Origin of the sequence: Stenotrophomonas sp. YAU14A_MKIMI4_1 (assembly GCF_003086855.1) — a bacterium.
Lineage (GTDB): Bacteria > Pseudomonadota > Gammaproteobacteria > Xanthomonadales > Xanthomonadaceae > Stenotrophomonas.
In genome coordinates this window covers 1,153,320-1,173,283 of sequence record NZ_CP025998.1, presented here as the reverse complement: position 1 = coordinate 1,173,283, position 19,964 = coordinate 1,153,320, and the positions used below count along the sequence as shown (strand labels likewise).

At 68.3% G+C, this 19,964-nt stretch carries 21 protein-coding genes; 14 read left to right on the top strand and 7 right to left on the bottom strand.

Annotated elements, in window-relative coordinates:
- The 4 genes from C1931_RS05390 to C1931_RS05375 all read right to left on the bottom strand — a co-directional run bounded on the left by C1931_RS05390 (window position 1) and on the right by C1931_RS05375 (window position 6,086).
- On the bottom strand, window positions 1–534 hold the full coding sequence (locus C1931_RS05390; RefSeq protein WP_108755616.1) for a hypothetical protein: 534 nt from the start codon (window positions 532–534) through the stop codon (window positions 1–3).
- A 124-nt stretch (window positions 535–658) separates the two neighbouring features.
- Window positions 659–2,068, bottom strand: coding sequence for a UDP-N-acetylmuramoyl-L-alanine--D-glutamate ligase (gene murD / locus C1931_RS05385; protein WP_108755615.1), 1,410 nt, complete (start codon window positions 2,066–2,068; stop codon window positions 659–661).
- Complete coding sequence (gene murL / locus C1931_RS05380) at window positions 2,049–3,401, bottom strand: UDP-N-acetyl-alpha-D-muramoyl-L-alanyl-L-glutamate epimerase (RefSeq protein ID WP_108755614.1); 1,353 nt, start codon at window positions 3,399–3,401, stop codon at window positions 2,049–2,051. The genes murD and murL overlap by 20 nt, the downstream gene beginning before the upstream one ends.
- 90 nt (window positions 3,402–3,491) lie before the next feature.
- Complete coding sequence (locus tag C1931_RS05375) at window positions 3,492–6,086, bottom strand: bifunctional aspartate kinase/diaminopimelate decarboxylase (protein WP_108752411.1); 2,595 nt, start codon at window positions 6,084–6,086, stop codon at window positions 3,492–3,494.
- A gap of 75 nt (window positions 6,087–6,161) precedes the next feature.
- On the opposite strand from C1931_RS05375, the gene C1931_RS05370 reads away from it, so the two are divergent.
- Window positions 6,162–7,034 carry a PhzF family phenazine biosynthesis protein gene (locus C1931_RS05370; protein ID WP_108757662.1) on the top strand — a complete coding sequence of 291 codons (873 nt, stop codon included), beginning with the start codon at window positions 6,162–6,164 and terminating at the stop codon, window positions 7,032–7,034.
- Window positions 7,035–7,131: 97 nt separating this feature from the next.
- A complete protein-coding gene (locus C1931_RS05365; RefSeq protein ID WP_108755613.1) occupies window positions 7,132–8,010 on the top strand; it encodes a PhzF family phenazine biosynthesis protein in 879 nt (292 codons plus the stop codon).
- Between the two features lie 40 nt (window positions 8,011–8,050).
- Here C1931_RS05365 and C1931_RS05360 read toward each other — a convergent pair whose 3' ends face one another.
- Window positions 8,051–8,482 carry an OsmC family protein gene (locus C1931_RS05360; protein ID WP_108755612.1) on the bottom strand — a complete coding sequence of 144 codons (432 nt, stop codon included), beginning with the start codon at window positions 8,480–8,482 and terminating at the stop codon, window positions 8,051–8,053.
- 359 nt (window positions 8,483–8,841) lie between these two features.
- Between C1931_RS05360 and C1931_RS05355 the strand changes: the two genes are divergently transcribed.
- The 4 genes from C1931_RS05355 (at window position 8,842) to C1931_RS05340 (ending at window position 11,209) form a co-directional block, all read left to right on the top strand.
- Window positions 8,842–9,240, top strand: a complete 399-nt coding sequence (locus tag C1931_RS05355; protein WP_108748848.1) for an HU family DNA-binding protein — start codon at window positions 8,842–8,844, stop codon at window positions 9,238–9,240.
- Between the two features lie 386 nt (window positions 9,241–9,626).
- Window positions 9,627–9,935, top strand: a complete 309-nt coding sequence (locus tag C1931_RS05350) for a DUF3861 family protein (RefSeq protein ID WP_108748847.1) — start codon at window positions 9,627–9,629, stop codon at window positions 9,933–9,935.
- Window positions 9,936–9,990: 55 nt separating this feature from the next.
- Window positions 9,991–10,533 carry a hypothetical protein gene (locus C1931_RS05345; RefSeq protein ID WP_108755611.1) on the top strand — a complete coding sequence of 181 codons (543 nt, stop codon included), beginning with the start codon at window positions 9,991–9,993 and terminating at the stop codon, window positions 10,531–10,533.
- Between the two features lie 79 nt (window positions 10,534–10,612).
- Window positions 10,613–11,209 (top strand): DUF1439 domain-containing protein, encoded by a 597-nt coding sequence (locus C1931_RS05340; RefSeq protein ID WP_108755610.1) that lies wholly within the window; start codon window positions 10,613–10,615, stop codon window positions 11,207–11,209.
- A gap of 226 nt (window positions 11,210–11,435) precedes the next feature.
- Here C1931_RS05340 and C1931_RS05335 read toward each other — a convergent pair whose 3' ends face one another.
- Window positions 11,436–11,903: an SET domain-containing protein-lysine N-methyltransferase gene (locus tag C1931_RS05335; protein WP_108755609.1), complete on the bottom strand. Its 468-nt coding sequence runs from the start codon at window positions 11,901–11,903 to the stop codon at window positions 11,436–11,438.
- A gap of 204 nt (window positions 11,904–12,107) precedes the next feature.
- Between C1931_RS05335 and C1931_RS05330 the strand changes: the two genes are divergently transcribed.
- The 5 genes from C1931_RS05330 (at window position 12,108) to C1931_RS05310 (ending at window position 17,401) form a co-directional block, all read left to right on the top strand.
- Window positions 12,108–12,563 (top strand): SUF system Fe-S cluster assembly regulator, encoded by a 456-nt coding sequence (locus tag C1931_RS05330; RefSeq protein ID WP_108748843.1) that lies wholly within the window; start codon window positions 12,108–12,110, stop codon window positions 12,561–12,563.
- An 18-nt stretch (window positions 12,564–12,581) separates the two neighbouring features.
- Complete coding sequence (gene sufB / locus C1931_RS05325) at window positions 12,582–14,057, top strand: Fe-S cluster assembly protein SufB (RefSeq protein WP_108755608.1); 1,476 nt, start codon at window positions 12,582–12,584, stop codon at window positions 14,055–14,057.
- A 64-nt stretch (window positions 14,058–14,121) separates the two neighbouring features.
- Window positions 14,122–14,886: a Fe-S cluster assembly ATPase SufC gene (gene sufC / locus C1931_RS05320; RefSeq protein ID WP_108748841.1), complete on the top strand. Its 765-nt coding sequence runs from the start codon at window positions 14,122–14,124 to the stop codon at window positions 14,884–14,886.
- A complete protein-coding gene (sufD, locus tag C1931_RS05315; protein WP_108755607.1) occupies window positions 14,886–16,148 on the top strand; it encodes a Fe-S cluster assembly protein SufD in 1,263 nt (420 codons plus the stop codon). The genes sufC and sufD overlap by 1 nt, the downstream gene beginning before the upstream one ends.
- Window positions 16,145–17,401 carry a cysteine desulfurase gene (locus C1931_RS05310; RefSeq protein ID WP_108755606.1) on the top strand — a complete coding sequence of 419 codons (1,257 nt, stop codon included), beginning with the start codon at window positions 16,145–16,147 and terminating at the stop codon, window positions 17,399–17,401. The genes sufD and C1931_RS05310 overlap by 4 nt, the downstream gene beginning before the upstream one ends.
- Window positions 17,402–17,539: 138 nt before the next feature.
- Here the strand turns inward: C1931_RS05310 and C1931_RS05305 are convergent, their stop codons facing one another.
- Entirely contained in the window at window positions 17,540–18,190 is a 651-nt protein-coding gene (locus tag C1931_RS05305) for a transposase (RefSeq protein WP_108755605.1), read from the bottom strand.
- Between the two features lie 225 nt (window positions 18,191–18,415).
- On the opposite strand from C1931_RS05305, the gene C1931_RS05300 reads away from it, so the two are divergent.
- The 3 genes from C1931_RS05300 (at window position 18,416) to C1931_RS05290 (ending at window position 19,882) form a co-directional block, all read left to right on the top strand.
- A complete protein-coding gene (locus tag C1931_RS05300; RefSeq protein WP_108755604.1) occupies window positions 18,416–18,955 on the top strand; it encodes a GNAT family N-acetyltransferase in 540 nt (179 codons plus the stop codon).
- Window positions 18,952–19,284, top strand: coding sequence for a non-heme iron oxygenase ferredoxin subunit (locus tag C1931_RS05295; protein ID WP_108748836.1), 333 nt, complete (start codon window positions 18,952–18,954; stop codon window positions 19,282–19,284). The genes C1931_RS05300 and C1931_RS05295 overlap by 4 nt, the downstream gene beginning before the upstream one ends.
- 196 nt (window positions 19,285–19,480) lie before the next feature.
- Window positions 19,481–19,882, top strand: a complete 402-nt coding sequence (locus C1931_RS05290; protein ID WP_108755603.1) for a hypothetical protein — start codon at window positions 19,481–19,483, stop codon at window positions 19,880–19,882.
- The last annotated feature ends 82 nt before the right edge of the window (window positions 19,883–19,964 follow it).

Sequence of the window (19,964 nt, the reverse complement as noted above, 5' to 3'; positions counted from 1 at the left end):
TCACCCGCGTTCGATCCACTGCAACGTTCCCGGTTCGAACGCCAGCAGATCCGCCGCCGCCAGCTGCGCACGCGACCAGCGACGTTCCGGCGGCGCTGGCTGCCGGGCGCCCACCGAACCATCGTAGTCGCGCACCAGCAGGCCAATACGCGCCGCACCTGCGCCCAGCAGCGCATCAATGCGCTGCAACCACTGGCAGGCATCGCCCAGCGTTTCTTCTCGCCGCAGCTGCTGATCCTGTTCATGCCGGGCCAACTGCTCGGCCAGCGCGCGGGCGATCTTCGCCTCGCTCCAGCCCTTCTTCCGCCAGCGCTCGGCATCGCCCGCCCACGCCGGCTCGGCCCGCAGCGAGGCCAGCGCCGTCCCGCAATCGCAGTGCGCGGCACTCAGCCAGGGCTGCCAGCCGGGGCCGACCGCCGCCTGCAGGCTGGGCGAGGCCTGCGCGAACAGGCACCGCCCGCTGCGGCTGAAGACCGCGGCGGCCGTGTCGTGGGCCAGCGTGGTGGGCAGGAACACGGTAATGAAGGTACACATGCGGGCGTCCGGGTCCGTCCGGGAATGCACCGATGGTAACGCGCCCCTGGAGTAGATCCACGCCATGCGTGGATAGGGGTCAGAGCCCTTTCCTGCGGAAAGGGATCTGACCCATGGGCCTGCCCTACCCGATGCCCAACCCCGGAATCGCGCTGATGCTGTCCGGGTTGAATCCGGCCAGCTCGGCGAAGTGGCGGCCGCGCGCCACGTAATCGCGGTAGGCACCAAAACTTGGCGCGCCCGGTGACAGCAGCACCACCCCGCCCTGCGCGCCCAGCGCGGTACGCGCCAGCGCCATGGCGTGCGGCAGGTCTCCCGCCGCGTGCAGGCCGAAGCGACCGGCATCGGCCAGCGGCTGCAGCATGGCGTGGATGCGCGGGCCGTTGCTGCCCATGGTCACGATCTCCACCGGTGGCACGTCGTGCGCCATGTGCTGCATGAAATCGGTCCAGTCCAGGCCACGGTCGTGCCCGCCCACCAGCAGCGCGATGCGCTGCCCGGCGAAGCACTCCAGCGCCGCCAGGCTGGCGTGCGGCGTGGTGCTGATCGAATCGTTGATGTAGGTCAGGCCCTCGGCCACGCCAATGCGCTGCAGGCGGTTCGGCAACGGTCGGAAATCCTGCACCGCCGGTGCCAGCGCCACTGCATCCAGCCCCAGCGCTTCCAGCGCGGCCAGCACCGCGCACAGGTTGCCGCGGTTGTGGCGGCCGGGCAGCGGCGTGTTGCGGGTATCGAACACCGCCTGCTCGCCGCGGTGCACGATGTCGCCGCGCATGTGCCAGCCCTGCGGCTGGTTGAACCAGACCACCTCGCTGTCGGGCAGCGCCAGCGCGGCCAGATGCGGATCGGCGGCATTGAGCACGGCGATGCGCGGCGCCGCTTCGGTCACCAGACGCAGCTTGTCTTCAATGTAGCGCTGCTCGCTGCCGTGCCAGTCCAGGTGTTCGGGGAACAGGTTCAGCACCACCGCCACCTGCGGGCGGGCGCCACTGCGCGCCACTTCGCCGGTCTGGTAGCTGGACAGTTCCACCGCCCAGTACGCGGGCGCTGGCTGCGGGTCCAGCACTTCCAGCAGCGGCAGGCCGATGTTGCCGACCAGGCCGGTGCGATGGCCGGCGGCGCGCAGCAGGTGCGCGACCAGCGCGGTGGTGGTGCTCTTGCCCTTGGTGCCGGTCACGCACACGGTGTCGTGCACGATGCCATCGGCACCGGCATGTTCGGCGAACCACAGCGCGGTGCCGCCGATGAAGACCGTGCCCTGCGCGGCGGCCGCCAGCGCGATCGGCTGGTACGGGCTGATGCCGGGCGACTTGATCACCACATCGAACGCGGCCAGCGCCTCGGCGGTGGGTTCACCGCGCACGTCCAGCCGCCCCTGCGTTTCCGCACGCGCCGCCTCGGCTTCAGCAGCCGGGCAGAACAGGCTCAGGGCCAGCGCGGGCAGGCGCGCGCGCAGCACGGAAAATGCCGCACGGCCCTCACGCCCCCAGCCCCACAGCGCGACGCGCTTTCCTTCAAGCTGCGAAATCTTCACGCACCTGTTCCCACAACGCGGCCGGAATGCGGTGCTCGCCCTGCAACAGCAGCAGCGGTGCCAGTTCCAGTTCGGCGGCATCCAGCTGCGGCTGGATCTCGTTGCAGAAGCGCTTCACCAGCACGTCTTCCTTCCATTCCGGGCGCTGCGCCAGGGTCGCCATCGCCGCACGCGATTCGCGGCCTTCGCCCACGCACTCGAACGGCTTGTGGTCCTGGAATTCCAGCAGCGCATCGAAGCCAGCGGCCTGCTCGGCATCGTCCAGCAGGTTGCGGCCGAAGATGCGCACAAGACGCGTCTTGGGCATGAACGGGGCCAGCGCCAGGAATACGAAATGGCACTTCGGGCAGACGCCGCACCAGCGGTTCACCGGGCGCTCGCCCAGGATGTGGAAATTGCGGTTGCAGCTGGAGAAATGCGCGTCGTAGAAATCGGTCTTGGCGAACTGGCGGGCCACCGCCAGCTCGGACATCGGGCGCAGCAGCGAGTAGTAGTGCAGATCGGCGGCCACCTGCTGCTGCACGTGGTTGCCGAAGGCCTGCTCGAAGGCCCAGCCCTTGGACCACTGGTGGTTCACTTCACCGGTGCCGGGAATCTGGCTGCCGTAGCTGGCCGAACGTTCGTTGGAGAACACCACCTGGTCCACGCCCTGCAGCAGCGCGGCCAGCACCATGATCGCCGAGTTCACCGCGGTAACCGGAATATGGCCGTTCCAGGCACCTTGGCGGTTCAGCTCGAACAGTTCCGGGGCCAGCGCGCGGCCCAGGTTCAGCGTCGGCAGGCCGGTGCGCTCGGCACAGGCGCGGATCAGCTGCGAACCGCCGATCCAGGTCACCGTCTCGTCCACGCCGGCACGGCGCAGCGCTTCAATGCTGACCAGCGAATCCTTGCCGCCGCCGATGGCCACCAGCGCGTGCGGCTGCAGGCCCAGTGCCGGCGCCTGCAGCGCCTGGCCCTGCACCGGCAGGCGGAAGCGCCCGCGCAGGTTCAGGCCGTTGCGATAGGCGAATTCGCCCAGACCATTCAGGTAGATCGTTTCCACAAGCGCAGCGGTATCGGCATCGATCGCATAGCTGTCGATGCTGACCGTCTCCGGCACGCCCGCCTTGTAGTAGCTGACGCCGGCGATCAGGTGCAGCAGCTGCAGTGCGCGCTGCACGGCAGCGGCGCGCGCGTCGTCCAGTACGAACGGCGCACCGGGCACGCTGATGGTTTCCACCATCTCAGGGCCGTCATCGAAGGCGTAGACCAGCTTGGCCACGCCGGTGTCCGCGGCGAATTCGCAGCGGACGAAGCGGAAGCGGGAAACCTGGTGTTTATCGAAAGCAGTCATGGTGGATCCAGTTCAAGCGCGGTCAGGCACGGGCCCGCGCGCGTGCGCGGGTCGTGTCGGTGGGCGGGTGCAGGGTACGAAGGCTGGCGATCACTCGATCACATCTTCGCGCGGCATCGCCCGCTGGTTGTAAGTGTTGGACATCACATAGCCGTAGGCACCGGCATCGGCGATCAGCATCACATCGTCCGGCGCGGTGGACACCGGCAGCTTGCGGCGCTTGCCGAACACATCGCTGGATTCGCAGATCGGGCCGACCACATCGAATGCCGCCTCGGCATAGCCGCCCTGGCGGCTCAGGTTCTCGATGTCATGCCAGGCGTCGTACAGGGCCGGGCGCATCAGCGTGTTCATGCCGGCATCCAGACCGACGCGGCGCACGCCGTCCTTTTCCACCACCTGGGTGGCGTGGGTCAGCAGTACGCCCGATTCGGCCACCAGGTAGCGACCCGGCTCGATCGCCAGGCGGAACGCCGGGTGCAGCGCCTTCACTTCGGCCAAGCCTTCGGCCCAGGCGTCCAGGTCGAACGGCTCGTCTTCTTCGCTGTACGGAATCGGCAGGCCGCCACCGATATCGATGGTCTGCACGCTGCCGATGCGGCGGGCGAAACCGGCCAGTTCATCGCACATCAGGCGCCAGTGCTGCGCCGTTTCCACGCCGCTGCCCAGGTGCGCGTGCAGGCCGACCACGCGGGTGCCCAGCTCGGTGGCCGCGCGCACGAATTCGTCCACGCGGGCAATCGGCAGGCCGAACTTCGACTCCTTGCCGCCGGTGCGCACCTTGGCGTGGTGGCCTTCGCCACGGCCCAGGTCCACGCGCAGCCACAGTTCGCGGTTGCGGAACAGGTCCGGCCAGCGCTGCAGCGCCTCCACGTTGTCCACGGTCACGGTCACGCCCAGGGCGAACGCGGCTTCGTATTCGCTGCGCGGGCAGAAGCTGGGGGTGAACAGCACGCGCTTGGGCGACAGTTCCGGCAGGTGCTGGAACACGTGCTTCAGTTCACCGTGCGATACGCATTCCAGGCCGAAGCCTTCGGCTTCCAGCAGCTGCAGGATGGCCGGGTGGCTGTTGGCCTTGATCGCGTAGTAGCGCTGGTCGATCGGCTTGATCGCGGCCAGCGCGCGGGCGCGGGCGCGCACGGTGGGCAGGTGGTAGACGTAGCGCGGCGTGCCGGCGTCGGCCAGCTGCAGCAAGTGCGCACGCTGGCCACGCCACCACGGCGTGCCGCGCGGGCGCACGGTGCCGGCAATCTCGCGCCAGCGCGGGCCGAACACTTCAGTTTCTTCCACCGGCATGGCGCCGCTGTCGATCAGCTCGGCATGCAGGATCGGCAGCAGGCCATCGGCATCGGCCTCGTCGATCACGAAGGTCAGGTTCAGGTCGTTGGACGACTGCGAGATCATGTGCACGCGCTCGCGGCCGAACGTGGCCCACACGTCCGACAGCTTGTGCAGCAGCGAACGCATGCCACGGCCGACCAGGGTGATGGCCGCGCACGGCACGATCACCTTCACCTTGCAGATCTGCGACAGGTCCGCCGACAGCGCGGCCAGCACATCGGTGTTGACCAGGTTCTCGGACGGGTCCAGCGACACGGTGACGTTGGTTTCGGCCGAACCGATCAGGTCCACCGACAGCCCGTGCTTCTTGAACAGGCCGAACACATCGGCCAAGAAGCCGACCTGCTGCCACATGCCGATGCCTTCCATCGACACCAGCACGATGCCGTTGCGGCGGCTGATCGCCTTCACCCCCGGCACCGGCGCGGCATTGCCGTCGATGCTGGTGCCCGGCAGTTCCGGGCGCTCGGTATCGAGGATGGCCATCGGCACGCCGGCGTCACGGCACGGCTTGATCGAGCGCGGGTGCAGCACCTTGGCGCCGGTGGTGGCGATTTCCTGCGCCTCGTAGTAGTCCAGGCGGGTCAGCAGGCGCGCGTCGGGCACGTCCTTGGGGTTGGCGCTGAACATGCCCGGCACGTCGGTCCAGATTTCCACACGGCTGGCGCCCAGCAGCGCACCGAAGTACGCCGCCGAGGTATCCGAACCACCGCGGCCGAGGATGGCGGTACCGCCGTCGGCATGGCGGGAAATGAAGCCCTGGGTGATCAGCAGGCGGGTCGGCTGCGCGCGGAAGCGCTGCGCCCATTCGCCGTCGGCACGCCACTGGCAGTTCACCGACAGGCGCTGCGACCAGTCGCTCTGGTTCGGCTGCGGCGGCATCGCGTCCAGCCACTGGCGGGCATCCATCCAGCCCATGTCCAGGCCCGACGCGTGCAGGTAGGCCGCGCCCAGGGTGGAGGACAGCAGTTCGCCCTGGCCCAGCACTTCGGCCTGCCAGTCCAGCGTACGGGTGGCGGCACGCGCATCGTCCAGCAGGCCCTGCAGCACGGCCAGGCGCTCGGCCAGCACGTCGTGGCCCAGGCCCAGTTCATCCAAGAAGCCCAGGTGGCGTTCGACCAGCGCGGCCACGCGGTCGCGGCTGTCGGCGGCGCCATCGGCAATGGCGGTCAGTTCATTGGTCACCCCGGACAGCGCCGAGACCACCACCAGCACGCGCGAGCCGGTTTCTTCCGCGCGTTTTTTCGCCAGCTTCCCGATCGTGTCCCAACGGTGGCGACGCGACACCGAGGTGCCGCCGAACTTCAGTACGATCCAACGATCGACAAGGGGGGAAGCTGACATGGATAGGCTATGTGTAATGTGGGGAAGCCGCCCACGGGGGCGGAACCTTCGATTCTAAGCCCAATGGACCCGCCGATGCCCGCCTTCCGCTACCTGCAGCTCGATGTCTTTGCCGACCAGCCCGGCCGCGGCAACCCGCTGGGGGTGGTGCTGGGCGCCGAGGGCCTGTCCGCGGCCCGCATGCAGGCCCTGGCCGCCTGGCTGAACCTGTCCGAGACGGTGTTCTTCCTGCCCCCCAGCGCGCCCGGCGCCGACTACCACATCCGCATTTTCACCCCCGCCAGCGAACTACCGTTTGCCGGCCATCCCAGCGTGGGCGCGGCCTGGGCGGCGGTCACCCGTGGCCTGGCGCACCCGCGCGACGGCGCGCTGGTCCAGCAGTGCGCGGCCGGGCTGCTGCCAGTGCGGGTGAGCGGCGCGGCCGATGCCCCGCACATCGAACTGGCCAGCCCGCCGGCCCGCCGCCTGCAGACCGCCCCCGGCGCGGTGCCGGACGCGCTGCTGGCACGGGCCGCCGACGGTCAGGCGCCCGAGCTGTGGGACAACGGCCCGCGCTGGTGGCTGCTGCCGCTGCGCGACGCCGCCGCGGTACGCACGCTGGCGCCGGACATGGCCGCCCTGCGCGACTGGAGCAATGCCACCGACGCCACGGGCGTGGCGGTGTTCGCCGCCGAAGACGCCGCGCAGCACCAGTGGGTGGTGCGCGCGTTCTGCCCCGGTGATGCGGTGAACGTGCCCGAAGACCCGGTAACCGGCAGCGCCAACGCGCTGATCGGCGCCTGGCTGCGCGAGCGCGGCGTGCTGCCCGGCGGCAGCGGCAGCTACGTGGCCAGCCAGGGCCGCGAGGTCGGCCGCGACGGTCGCGTCCATGTGCGGGTGGATGCCCAGGGCACGGTGTGGATCGGCGGCCAGGTGCAGTGCGTGATCGACGGCCTCATCAGCTGGTAGCGCCGGGCCATGCCCGGCGGCATCACCGCACCGCGCTGCGCGCTCGCGGGGCATGGCCCCCGCGCTACCATCCCCCATTTCGTTGGAGCTCCCCCTGATGTCCGCACGCCGTTTCCTGCAACTGGATGTGTTTTCCCCGCGCGCCGGCGCCGGCAATCCATTGGCCGTGGTACTCGATGCCGAAGGCCTGGACGACACCACCATGCAGGCCATCGCGCGCTGGACCCGGCTGCCGGAAACCACTTTCGTGTTCCCGCCCGAAACCGCCGGCAGCAGCTACCGCCTGCGCATGTTCAGCCCGCAGAAGGAAGTCCCGTTCGCCGGCCACCCCAGCGTCGGCACCGCCCATGCGGTGCTGCTGGCCGGGCTGGCCACGCCGGTGGATGGCGTACTGGTGCAGGACGGCATTGCCGGCGCGCTGCCGCTGCAGGTGATGGGCGAAGGCGCGCAGCAGCGCATCGCCATCCGAACCCCGCGCGCGCAGCTGGCCGAGACTGCGCCGGCCGATGACCCGCGCCTGGCCGCTGCGCTGCAGGGCTGGCCGCTGGGCACCCTGCCCCCTGCACGCATGCAGGGCGGCCGCAGCTGGTGGGTGGTGCAGGTGGCCGATGAAGCGCAGCTGCGCGCACTGCAGCCGGACTGGGACGCGATCGCAACCCTGGCCGAATCCACCGACAGCATGGGCGTGTTCGCCTACGCCTTCAGCGATGGCAACGAGGGCTACGACCTGGCGGTGCGCGCCTTCGTGGGCAACGGGCGGCGCTTCGAAGATGCGGCTTCGGGCGCAGCGAATGCCGTGCTGGCGGCTTGGCTGGACCTGCGCGGGGTGCTGCCGCACGGCCGCGAACCGTATGAAGTCAGCCAGGGCCGTGAGGTCGGCCACGATGCGCGCCTGACCCTGCGGGTCGATGCGGACGGCGAAGTGTGGTCCGGCGGCCAGGTGCAGACGGTGATCGCCGGCACCCTCGACTGGTGATCGCTGTGGGGCGCCGGGCATGGCCCGGCGCTACCCGGCCTCAGCCCAGTTCGGCATCCAGGCTGATCGGCACCGCACTCAACGCTTTGGACACCGGGCAGTTCTGCTTGGCGTCATCGGCAATGGCGCGGAACTGGGTGGCATCGATGCCCGGCACCACGGCCTTCACCTTCAGGCGGATCTGCGAAAGCTGCGGGCCGCCTTCCATCGACAGATCCACCTTGGCTTCGGTGTCCAGCGAGGTCGGTGTAAACCCTGCCTCGCCCAGTTTGGCCGACAGCGCCATGGTGAAGCAGCCCGCGTGCGCGGCGGCGATCAGCTCTTCCGGATTGGTGCCCTTTTCATCGCCGAAGCGGCTGTTGAAGCCGTAGCGGGTCTTGTCCAGCAGCCCGCTCTGTGGGGTGCTCAACTGGCCCTTGCCCGACTTCAGATCCCCTTCCCAGTGCGCGGTGGCGTGTCGCGAGATTCCCATGTGCTGCTCCTGCGTGGCGTTGGTGAACGCTTACCCTGCCACGGCCAGCGTTAGCCCTGCGTCGCTCCGCCGCAGTGGCAGACGCTGTCCCGGGCCAGCGCCGTGGACACTTCTTCGCCAGGCGATGGCGCATTTTTCCCTTGTTTTCAGTACTTTCGCGCAGATCGCCCGCATCCCGCAGCGCACCAGAGCCGCGCAATCCCCTGCCGCGCGCCATGTACTGAATCGGTCTGGATATGAAAAAACCTGCACTTTCAGCACTGCGGGCTATTGGCGGCGCCCACGAGTTGCCCTACATTGCGCTTGCCGACGGGGTTCGGCGCCGACCAAACAACCAACCGTTCACGGAACAGGAAACCATGGCAAAGACCGCTAAGAAGGCTGCCCCGAAAAAGGCAGTGAAGAAAGTCGCGACGAAGGCAGCCGCCAAGCCGGCCGCTCCGAAGCCGATCAAGGAAGTGCTGACCAAGTCGGGCCTGGTTGCACACATCGCTGAAGCGTCCGGCGTTGTCGCCAAGGACGTGCGCGCGGTGCTGGCCTCGCTGGAAAGCGCTGTCGCTTCCTCGGTGCACAAGAAGGGCGCTGGCTCCTTCACCCTGCCGGGCCTGCTGAAGATCTCCACCGTCAATGTGCCGGCCAAGCCGAAGCGCAAGGGCATCAACCCGTTCACCAAGGAAGAACAGTGGTTCGCCGCCAAGCCGGCCACCACCAAGCTCAAGGTTCGCCCGCTGAAGAAGCTCAAGGACGCTGCGCTGTAAGCGCGCGCCCCACGGCGATCTTCTGACGGGACGGCCCAGGCCGTCCCGTTTTTTTTGCGCGCAATGTATCCACGCCCAGCGTGGATGCGGCCCCCAGGCCAACCCGCCAGTAGATCCACGCCATGCGTGGATACGCCCCCCAGGCCAACCCGCCAGTAGATCCACGCCATGCGTGGATGCGCGCCACCCCGCGGCAACCCGCAACACAGCGTTTCCCTGCCCATACCCTGCCCGCCCACAGCCGCGCCAGCATTGGCCGCAGCCGGCATTTTCCGCCGCGGGAACGCACCGGGTGGAACACTGCGTGCAGCGCGGGCCGTCGCCGCCGGTCACTGCCTTGCCTATGGTGGGCACATCCCCCCTCCTTACAGGCGAGCACACCTCTCATGGCCAGCCCCTCCACCCGCTACCGGATCTCGGTGACCCCCATCGAAAAGGACGGGCACCAGTGCACCGGGCGCTGCACCATCGAACTGGAACATCGCGCCAGCCGCGACCTGATGCGCCTGCTGGAAGCCGCCCCGCGCACGCCCGGCCTGAGCGGTGACGAGCGCGCCACCCTGGTGGTCGCCGCGCAGTTGCTGCGCGATATCGTCCAGCGCCATGCCGACAGCGAGGGCCACGCCCTGGCGGCGGTGGCGCCCGACCTGCTGGCCGCGCTGCAGGCATTGGACCAGCGCATCGCATCGCGCTGATTCCCACCCAGCCGATACACTGCCGCCTCCCATTGGCCTCGGGGAGGAGGCAGACATGCGCAGAATCGTGGGGGGCTGCCTTGCCCTCGCCCTGATGGGGTGTTCGCGCGCCCCGGTGGACGCACCCGCGTCGGCCGCCACTACCGCCGCAGCGGCCGACGCCGCTGTCGCGACTGCCGCCGTTGCCGACGCTGCGCCAGGCGCCCTCGCAGCGCAGACGGTCGACCCGCTGTTCGGCGCAGTCGCAGCCGGCAGCGAAGCACCCGCGCACATGCTCAACCGCTACATGCTGGACCTGCTCAACGGCAACCGCAGCAGCAGTGATGCGGCCTGGGTCTTCGCCCCGGCCGACCCACGCCACGCCGACGACGCACTGCTGCGGCAGCTGCCGGACCTGCGCAGCCTGCGCCTGGACAGCGAACCGCCCGTTCCCCGCGACAACGAACGCCCCAGCCGGCTGCTGGAAGTGCCGGTGCGGGTACGTGCCGCGACCGGCCAGGGCACCTTCCGCTTCCATGGCTGGTACCGCGTGCAGCCACGGGCCGACGGCCAGGGCTGGCAGATCCAGTCGGCGAAGCTGGAACCCACGCTGGACTGAATCCCTTTCGCAGCGTGCACCCGCGATTCAGCGGCCACCGCTACTCTGTGAGCCACCCATTACCTGCCCGGTCACCGCCATGCGCCTGCGTTCCCTGCTGACCCGTGTTGCTGCATCCACTGTCCTGATCGCCGCGGCGATCGGTGCACAGGCAGCCCCTTCGATTTCCGGCCGCGAACTGTCGGTCGGTGCCAGTGACGTCCAGCAGTACCTGGATGGCAGCTTCCCGCGCACCCAGGACGCGCTGGGCGGACTGATCGCCCTGACCATGAGCCACCCCCAGCTGAGCCTGCCGGCTGGCGAACGCTTGAACCTGGGCATGGACCTGGCGCTGGCCACCGCGGGCGGCAACCCGACCAACCTGGGCAAGGTGAAGCTGAGCAGCGGCCTGCGCTATGACGCACAGACCCAGGGCTTCCACCTGCAGGAACCGACCGTGGACGATTTCACCCCGGCCAGCCAGGGCGGGCGCCTGGATTCGCGCACCCGCGCCCTGCTCAACGCCGCCCTGAGCGACTACGCGCGCCGCGAACCCATCTACAAGCTGGACCCGACCGTGGCCGGCGTGCTGGGCGCCCTGCAGGTACAGTCAGCCCAGGTGAAGAACGGCAAGCTGGTGGTCACCTTCAACCAGAACCTGGGCAGCCTGGTGCCCGCCGGCCTGCTGGGCAAATAAGGTAGCGCTGGGCCATGCCCGGCGGCTTCTGCATTTCCCACGCGTCCCGTTCGCCGGGCATGGCCCGGCGCTACCGCTCACGTCGCCAACGGGATATCGTCGGGCACGCCAGGTGCAGGCGGCCCTTGTAGAGTCGAGCTTGCTCGACTGCCCTTACCCGTAGAGTCGAGCTTGCTCGACTGCCCTTCGCAAAGCAGTCGAGCATGGCTCGACTCTACGATTCCGCTCAGCGCTTGGGCTGCAGCATCGTGCCGGTGCACTTGGGCGAACCGCAGCGGCACTCCCAGATCTTCTTCAGCTTGGCCGTGTGGCGCTCGGCCAGCACGATGCCGTAGTTGTAGGTCAGCTCTTCGCCAGCCTTGATATCGCGCACCGCCTCGATGAACACCTTGTCGCCGCGGCTGTCACCGTCTTCGTCTTCCTCGATCACCGCTTCGCAGTTCGGGTCGCAGCTGTGGTTGATCCAGCGCGCATCGTTGCCCTTGTAGTTGGCATCGATCACCCAGTCATCGTTCAGGGTGAACAGGAAGGTATGGCCGCTTTCCACATCGCCGCTGTCATCGGCATCGACATCGCCATGGCTGCGCAGCAGGCCCTTGTACTGGATCACGCGCTCGCCCTGCTTGATCGGGGCCACGGCGAACACGCCGTTGCCATGGATGGCGGACTTGCGGGCTTGGATCTTCTTGGGCATCGGCAAGGGGGTTGGCAGCAATAGGAACCCCGATTCTCACCCATTCACAGTGATTGCGAAAATCACCCCCATGCCGCAGCATGTCGCCCCACCCCGCTGCCGGGGTGTCCCGCCGCCGGCCCAGCGCCGGCTGAATGGCCGGGTTGGATGCCGGCGAAGAAAAGCGTACAATTTCAGTCCGCTTTAAGAACCACTCGCATCCCCATGTTGCGCGTCACCAAGCTCACCGATTACGCCACCGTCGTGCTGACCGTGCTCGCCGCCCGCCCGGGCGAGGTGCTCAGTGCTACAGAGCTGGCTGAATTCACTGGTCTGGAACCGCCCACCGTCAGCAAGGTGCTCAAGCCGCTGGCCCAGGCCGGTCTGGTGGAAGGCCTGCGCGGCGTGCGCGGCGGCTACCGGCTGACCCGCGCGCCCGGGCAGATCACCCTGTTCGAGGTGGTCGAAGCGATGGAAGGGCCGCTTGCCCTGACCGAATGCAGCCACGACCACCACCAGTGCGGCATGGCGCCCAAGTGCGGCGCGCGCAGCAGCTGGCGGCTGATCAACGATGTGGTGTCCGAGGCCCTGCGCGCTGTCAGCCTGGCCCAGATCCTGCCCCCTCTTCCCCTTGTCGATGACGAACAGCGCCGCACCATCGCTGTCGACGTCGTCTCCTGATCCGTAGGCAGCCCCCCCATGGCCACCGAAACCATCGAATCCGTCGCCCACGACGACACCCCCAACCGCGAGATCCACGAGCAGCTCGGCCGCAAGTATTCGGCCGGCTTCATCACCGAGATCGAATCGGACTCGCTTCCTGCCGGCCTGGACGAGGACACCATCCGTGCCCTGTCGGCCAAGAAGGAAGAGCCGGAATGGATGACGCAGTGGCGCCTGGACGCCTACCGTCACTTCCTGACCATGCCGATGCCGAACTGGGCCAAGCTGCAGATCGCCCCGATCGACCTGCAGGCGCTCAGCTACTACTCCGCGCCGAAGGGCCCGAAGTACGCCTCGCTGGATGACGTGCCCAAGGAACTGCTCGATACCTACGACAAGCTGGGCGTGCCGCTGCACGAGCGCGCCAAGCTGGCCGGCGTGGCGGTGGACGCCGTGTTCGACTCGGTGTCCGTCGGTACCACCTTCCGCAAGGAACTGGCCGAGAAGGGCATCATCTTCTGTCCCATGTCCGAGGCCATCAAGGAACACCCGGAACTGGTGCGCCAGTACCTGGGCACCGTGGTGCCGGTGGGCGACAACTACTTCGCCGCGCTGAACTCGGCCGTGTTCTCCGATGGCAGCTTCGTGTTCATTCCCAAGGGCGTGCGCTGCCCGATGGAACTGAGCACCTACTTCCGCATCAACGCCGGCCACACCGGCCAGTTCGAGCGCACCCTGATCGTGTGCGAGGACAAGGCCTACGTGTCCTACCTGGAAGGCTGCACCGCGCCGATGCGCGATGAGAACCAGCTGCACGCCGCGGTGGTGGAACTGGTGGCGCTGGAAGACGCGGAGATCAAGTATTCCACGGTGCAGAACTGGTACCCGGGCGACGAGAACGGCGTGGGCGGCATCTACAACTTCGTCACCAAGCGTGCCGAATGCCGTGGCGCGCGCAGCAAGGTCACCTGGACCCAGGTCGAGACCGGTTCGGCCATCACCTGGAAGTACCCCTCCTGCGTGCTGCTGGGCGACGATTCGGTGGGCGAGTTCCACTCGGTGGCGCTCACCCACCACCGCCAGCAGGCCGACACCGGCACCAAGATGATCCACGTCGGCAAGCGCACCAAGAGCAAGATCGTCAGCAAGGGCATCAGCGCCGGCCGCGGCCAGAACACCTACCGCGGCCTGGTCAAGGTCGACCGCAACGCCGATGGCGCGCGCAACTACACCCAGTGCGATTCGCTGCTGATCGGCAAGCAGTGCGGTGCCCACACCTTCCCCTACATCGAGGTGAAGAACCCGGGCGCCACCGTCGAGCACGAGGCCACCACCTCGAAGATTTCCGACGACCAGCTTTTCTACTGCCGCGCCCGTGGCATCAGCCAGGAAGACGCGGTGTCGATGATCGTCGACGGCTTCTGCAAGCAGGTGTTCCGCGAACTGCCGATGGAATTCGCAGTGGAAGCCAAGAAGCTGCTGGAAGTCTCGCTGGAAGGGTCGGTGGGTTGACCCGCCTGCTGCCTTCGTTCTGATTATTCAGCCACGCACGGCGTGGCGCTACTGGATTCGTATCATGCTGAAGATCGACAACCTCCACGCCCGCATCGGCGACAAGGAAATCCTCAAGGGCCTGTCGCTGGACGTGAAGCCCGGCCAGGTGCACGCCATCATGGGCCCCAACGGCGCCGGCAAGTCCACCCTGGGCAATGTGCTGGCCGGCCGTGACGGCTACGAAGTCACCGAAGGCAGCGTGCAGTTCGACGGTGTGGACCTGCTCGACCAGGACCCGGAAGCGCGCGCCGCCGCCGGCCTGTTCCTGGCCTTCCAGTACCCGGTGGAAATCCCCGGCGTGAACAACACCTACTTCCTGCGCGCCGCACTGAATGCACAGCGCAAGGCGCGCGGCCAGGACGAGCTGGATTCCATGCAGTTCCTGAAGCTGGTGCGGCAGAAGCTGGCCGTGCTGCACCTGAAGGACGAGCTGCTGCACCGTGGCGTGAACGAAGGCTTCTCCGGTGGCGAGAAGAAGCGCAACGAGATCTTCCAGCTGGCCGTGCTGGAGCCGAAGCTGGCGATCCTGGACGAAACCGATTCGGGCCTGGACATCGACGCGCTGAAGAGCGTTGCCGACGGCGTGAACGCGCTGCGCGCGGCCGACCGTTCGTTCCTGGTCATCACCCACTACCAGCGCCTGCTGGACTACATCAAGCCGGACGTGGTGCACGTGCTGGCCGACGGCCGCATCGTCAAGACCGGTGGCCCGGAACTGGCGCTGGAACTGGAAGCCCACGGCTACGACTTCCTGAAGGACCGCGTGGTGCGCGAGGCGGCCGTCTGATGAGCGCCCTGCTCGACTCGATGGCCCAGGCCTTCTGCGGCAGCGACGCGCGCCGCGACGTGCTCGATGCTGCCCTGCGCGACGGCCTGCCGGCTGCACGCAGCGAAGCCTGGAAGTACACCTCGCTGCGCCAGCTGGAGCGCCGCGCCTTCGCCCCCGCACCGCAGGCCCCAGCCGCGCTGGATGCCGAGGCACTGGCCGACATTCCCGCGCCGCGCCTGGTGTTCGTCAACGGCCGTCTGCACGATGGCCTGAGCGACACCCACGGCCTGCCGGCCGGCGTGCAGCTGGAAGCGCTGTCCAGCGCCCTGGCCGCCGGCGAGGATGCCGCGCGCTTCCTTGGCCGCCGCTATGAGCGCAGCGACGAAGTGTTCGCCCGCCTCAACGCTGCCCTGGCTGATGAAGGCGTGGTGCTGCGCGTGGATGAAGGCGTGCAGGTTGAAGGGCCGCTGCAGCTGGTGTTCGCCAGCGTGGCCGGCGATACCGACCTGGCCTGGCACCACCGCCACCTGATCGAACTGCGTGCCGGCGCCAGCCTGGGCGTGGTCGAGCACCGCTTCAGCGTGGGCGATTCGGCGCACCTGGACAACACCGTGCTGCACGCCCACGTCGCCGGCGACGCCGTGCTCAAGCACGCCCGCGTGCAGGCCGGCAGCGCGCGCCAGACCAGCTTCCTGCGTACCGATGCGGTGCTGGCGCGCGATGCGCAGTACCACCGCGTGGACCTGGAACTGGGCGCCGCGCTCAGCCGCCACGAACTGAACGTGCGCCTGGAAGGCGACAACGCGCAGCTGACCGCCAACGGCGTGCTGCTGGGCAATGGCCGCCGCCACGTCGACACCCGCCTGGGCATCGACCACATTGCTCGCGATACCCGCAGCGAGCTGCTGTGGCGCGGCGTGGCCGCCAACCGCAGCCGCGTGGTGTTCCATGGCGGCATCCAGATCCGCGAAGGCGCCGATGGCACCGACGCGAACCTGTCCAACAAGAACCTCCTGCTGTCGGCCGATGCCGAGATCGACACCCAGCCGGTGCTGGTGATCGACGCCGACGAAGTGAAGGCCGCACACGGCGCCACCGTCGGCCAGCTCGATGCCAACGCGCTGTTCTACCTGCGCTCGCGCGGCCTGCCGCAGGCCCAGGCGCAGGCCCTGCTGAGCGCGGCGTTCTGCCACGAACCGCTGAAGGTGCTGCCCGACGCGCTGCGCGAGCAGCTGGCACGGCGCTTGGACAAGGCCCTGGCCGAGGCAGGCGTGGCATGAACCTGTCCACCCCGCGCCCGATCGAAGAACGCGCCGCTGCCCCCGACTGGGACCGCGTGCGCCTGGACTTCCCGCTGCTGATGCGCGAAGTGCACGGCAAGCCGCTGGTCTATTTCGACAACGCCAACACCGGCCAGAAGCCGGTGCAGGTGATCGGCGCGGTGGACGAGTTCTACCGCCGCTACAACGCCAATGTCAGCCGTGCGGTGCACGCGCTGGGCACCGAAGCCACCGACGCCTACGAAGGGGCGCGCAACAAGCTGGCGCGCTTTTTGAACGTCCGCGCCAGCGAGCTGGTGCTGTGCAGCGGCACCACCTTCGCGCTGAACCTGGTCGCCTATTCGTGGGCTCTGCCGCGACTGAAGGCCGGTGACGTGATCCTGGTCTCGCGCATGGAACACCATGCCAACATCGTGCCGTGGCAGCTGGTCGCCCAGCGCACCGGCGCCACCCTCCGCGTGGCCGAGATCACCCCCGACGGCGCACTGGACCTGGACGCGCTGCGCAAGGCGATGACCGCCGAGGTCAAGCTGCTGGCCGTGGCCCACGTGTCCAACGTGCTGGGCACGGTGAACCCGGTGCGCGAGATCTGCCGTGAGGCACGCAAGCGCGGCATCATCACCGTGGTCGATGGCTCGCAGGCCGTGCCGCACCGCAAGGTGGACGTGGCCGCGATCGGCTGCGACTTCTATGCCATCACCGGCCACAAGATGTGCGGCCCGACCGGCACCGGTGCCCTGTGGGCCCGCCGCGAACATCTGGATGCCATGCCGCCGTTCCTGGGTGGTGGCGAGATGATCAAGGAAGTCAGCTTCGACGGCACCGTGTTCAACGACGCCCCGCACAAGTTCGAAGCCGGCACCCCGAACATTTCCGGCTTCATTGGCCTGGGCGTGGCCGCCGACTATCTGGAAGCGCTCGGCCAGGACCACGTGGAAACACGCGAAGCCGAACTGCTGGCGCACTTCACCGAAGAGCTGCAGAAGATCGATGGCCTGCGCATCTTCGGCACCACGCCGGACAAGGCCGCGGTCGTCTCGTTCCTGATCGACGGCGCGCATTCCCACGATCTGGCCACCCTGCTCGATCTGGAAGGCGTGGCCGTGCGCTCGGGCCAGCACTGCGCCCACCCGCTGCTGCAGTATTACGGCGTCGCCGCCACCTGCCGCGCCTCGCTGGCGTTCTACAACACCCACGCCGAAATCGAGCGCTTCATCGTGGCGCTGAACAAGGTGCGCAAGCTGCTGGGCTGAGCCCGCAGAGCGGGGTCAGATCCCTTCGCGCAGCGAAAGGCTCTGACCCCATCAACGCACCGGCCACTCCCCGCAGCAACGCCTCAGGGTCAGAGCCCTTTGCCCAGCAAAGGGATCTGACCCCGAGCGCTCAAGGGGTCAGATCCCTTTCGCACCGCGAAAGGGCTCTGACCCCGTCAATGCACCAACCAACCGCCGCTGTGACTGCAATGCGCCGCGAATAGCTTGCAGATCCACCGCAGGAATGCCCTGTTCGATGAACGCGGCGTAGCGCCTGCGCCGCTCCTCCACATCGGCAGCCATCAGCTCGAACGCAGAATGGGGCACCAACAGCGCGTTCACCCTGCCCTGTGCATGGGCCCCGTAGCTCGACCAGCGATAGTCCCCTGGATGCGCCACCATCTCCGCCCGCACCGGATTCAGCTCGATGTAGCGCTGACAGGCGAGCAGGTACCGATCCGAATCCACCAGCGTGGAGTGAAAGCGCCCTTCCCAGAGGGTGCCGCTTCGGCCCTGCCGCTCGTTCACCCGGCGCACATAGGCACGGCTCACCGCCTGCATCATCTTCGAGAGCCCACCGGGCGAATCAGGTGTCACCAGCAGATGGACATGGTTGTGCATCAGGACGTAGGCATGGACCCGGCATCCCTGCTGATCCGCCTGGCTGCACAGCAGACGCAGGTAGGCAACGCGGTCGCCATCGCTGAAGAATACCGTCTGCCGATTGTTGCCGCGCTGGACGATGTGTTGCGGGAAACCTGGTGCATCAATGCGGCGCGGGCGGGGCATGGGCGTCTCCGATTGCCAAGGGGGTCAGAGCCCTTTGCCGGGCAAAGGGATCTGACCCCAAGCATCTGCTGCTGCCGCTCCGAAGGCAGTCGGTCGACTACCCGCCATGGCGTCGTCCGATTAGGGTCAGAGCCCTTTCGCGCTGCGAAAGGGATCTGACCCCGGGGGAACCCCGGGGGACCCCGGACCATTTGCGGGCGCCCCCACCCCACCTAGAATGGCGGCATGAGCACCCTGACTTTCCGCGCCGCCACGCCGGCCGACATCCCCGCCCTGATCACCCTGGTCACCTCCGCCTACCGTGGCGATGCCAGCCGCGTGGGCTGGACCACCGAAGCCGACCTGCTGGACGGTGCCCGCATCGACGCCGAGGGCATCCAGGCCGACCTGGACCGCCCGCGCTCGACCATCCTGCTGGCCGAACGCCAGGGCCGCCTGGTGGCCTGCGCCCACGTCGCCGATGTCGACGGCAAGGGCTACTTCGGCATGTTCTCGGTCGACCCAGCCCAGCAGGGCGGCGGCGTCGGCAAGCAGCTGATGGAAGCGGCCGAAGCCCATGCCGCGCGCGAGTGGCAGCTGCCGGTCATGCAGATGACCGTGATCGACGTGCGCGATGAACTGATCGCCTTCTACGAGCGCCGCGGCTACCAGCGCACCGGCATCAAGAAGCCCTTCCCCTATGGCGACGAACGCTTCGGCATTCCCAAGCGCGACGACCTGCGCTTTGAAATCCTGGAAAAGCCGCTGGCCGGGGCATCGGCATGAGCGAGGCCTGGACCTTCGTCTGCGCCGGCGCGGAACTGCTGCCGGGTGAAATGAAGAGCGTGTTCGACGAGGTGACCGGCACGCCCATCGTCGTGTTCAACCTGGACGGCGAGCTGTATGCGCTGGAAGACCAGTGCACCCACGAGGAATTCGAACTGTCCTCGGGCGAGTTCAACACCAGCGAGGGCAGCATCGAATGCGTGCTGCATGGCGCACGGTTCGACGTGCGCGATGGTCGCGCCCTGTGCGCCCCGGCCTATACCGCCGTGCCGAAGTTTCCAGTGAAACGCGAGCACGACGCGATCTGGACCCGCGACGACCGCGATTGACCCAGCAAGGGCGTTGCGCGCCCCGGCGCGCGCCCGTCCACCCCAGGTGGCGGATTGAACCCGCACTGGCCGCCACCGGCCCGCCAGGCCGCCCCCGGCCCGTTCACGAACGCCCGCCGACCGCGCAGATGCGAATCATTATCGTTGGTGTTATTCTGCGCGCCTCGTTCGTAACGGTTTGTAACGCGACCGCGCCATGGCTTCGCCTGCGGCCACCGCCACGCTGTGCCAGCTTGCCCGCCAGGGGTGGCCGCTGCTTGCCGCAGCGCTGCTGACCCTGTTGCTGGGCTGGTCGGCCCTGCATGAGGGCCGGGGCGAGGCGGCACCGTCGATGATGGCGGCCTCGCCAGCCACCCTGCTGGACAGCGCGCCGCACGCGCCCGACGGCGGCCTACCCCCTGACGAGCCCCTGCCGCGCAGCGAAGCGCCGGCCGAAGGTGGGCCCGAAGACGAACCCCTGCCGCCTGCGCAGCTCTGCCAGCGCACGCCGCCGGTCGCGCCGCCGCACACCACGGTCGCCCCGGCAGTCACCACGGCAGTCGCCACCCGCAATCGGCGCCAGCCGCCCTCGCACGCGCCTCCGGCCACCCTGGCCTGATCGCGGCGCGCCTGCGCGCGCTTCGCCGCATCCTCGTTTCCCGCCCGCCTCCGCGGTGCGCGCCTTCCTGTTTCCGCCCTCG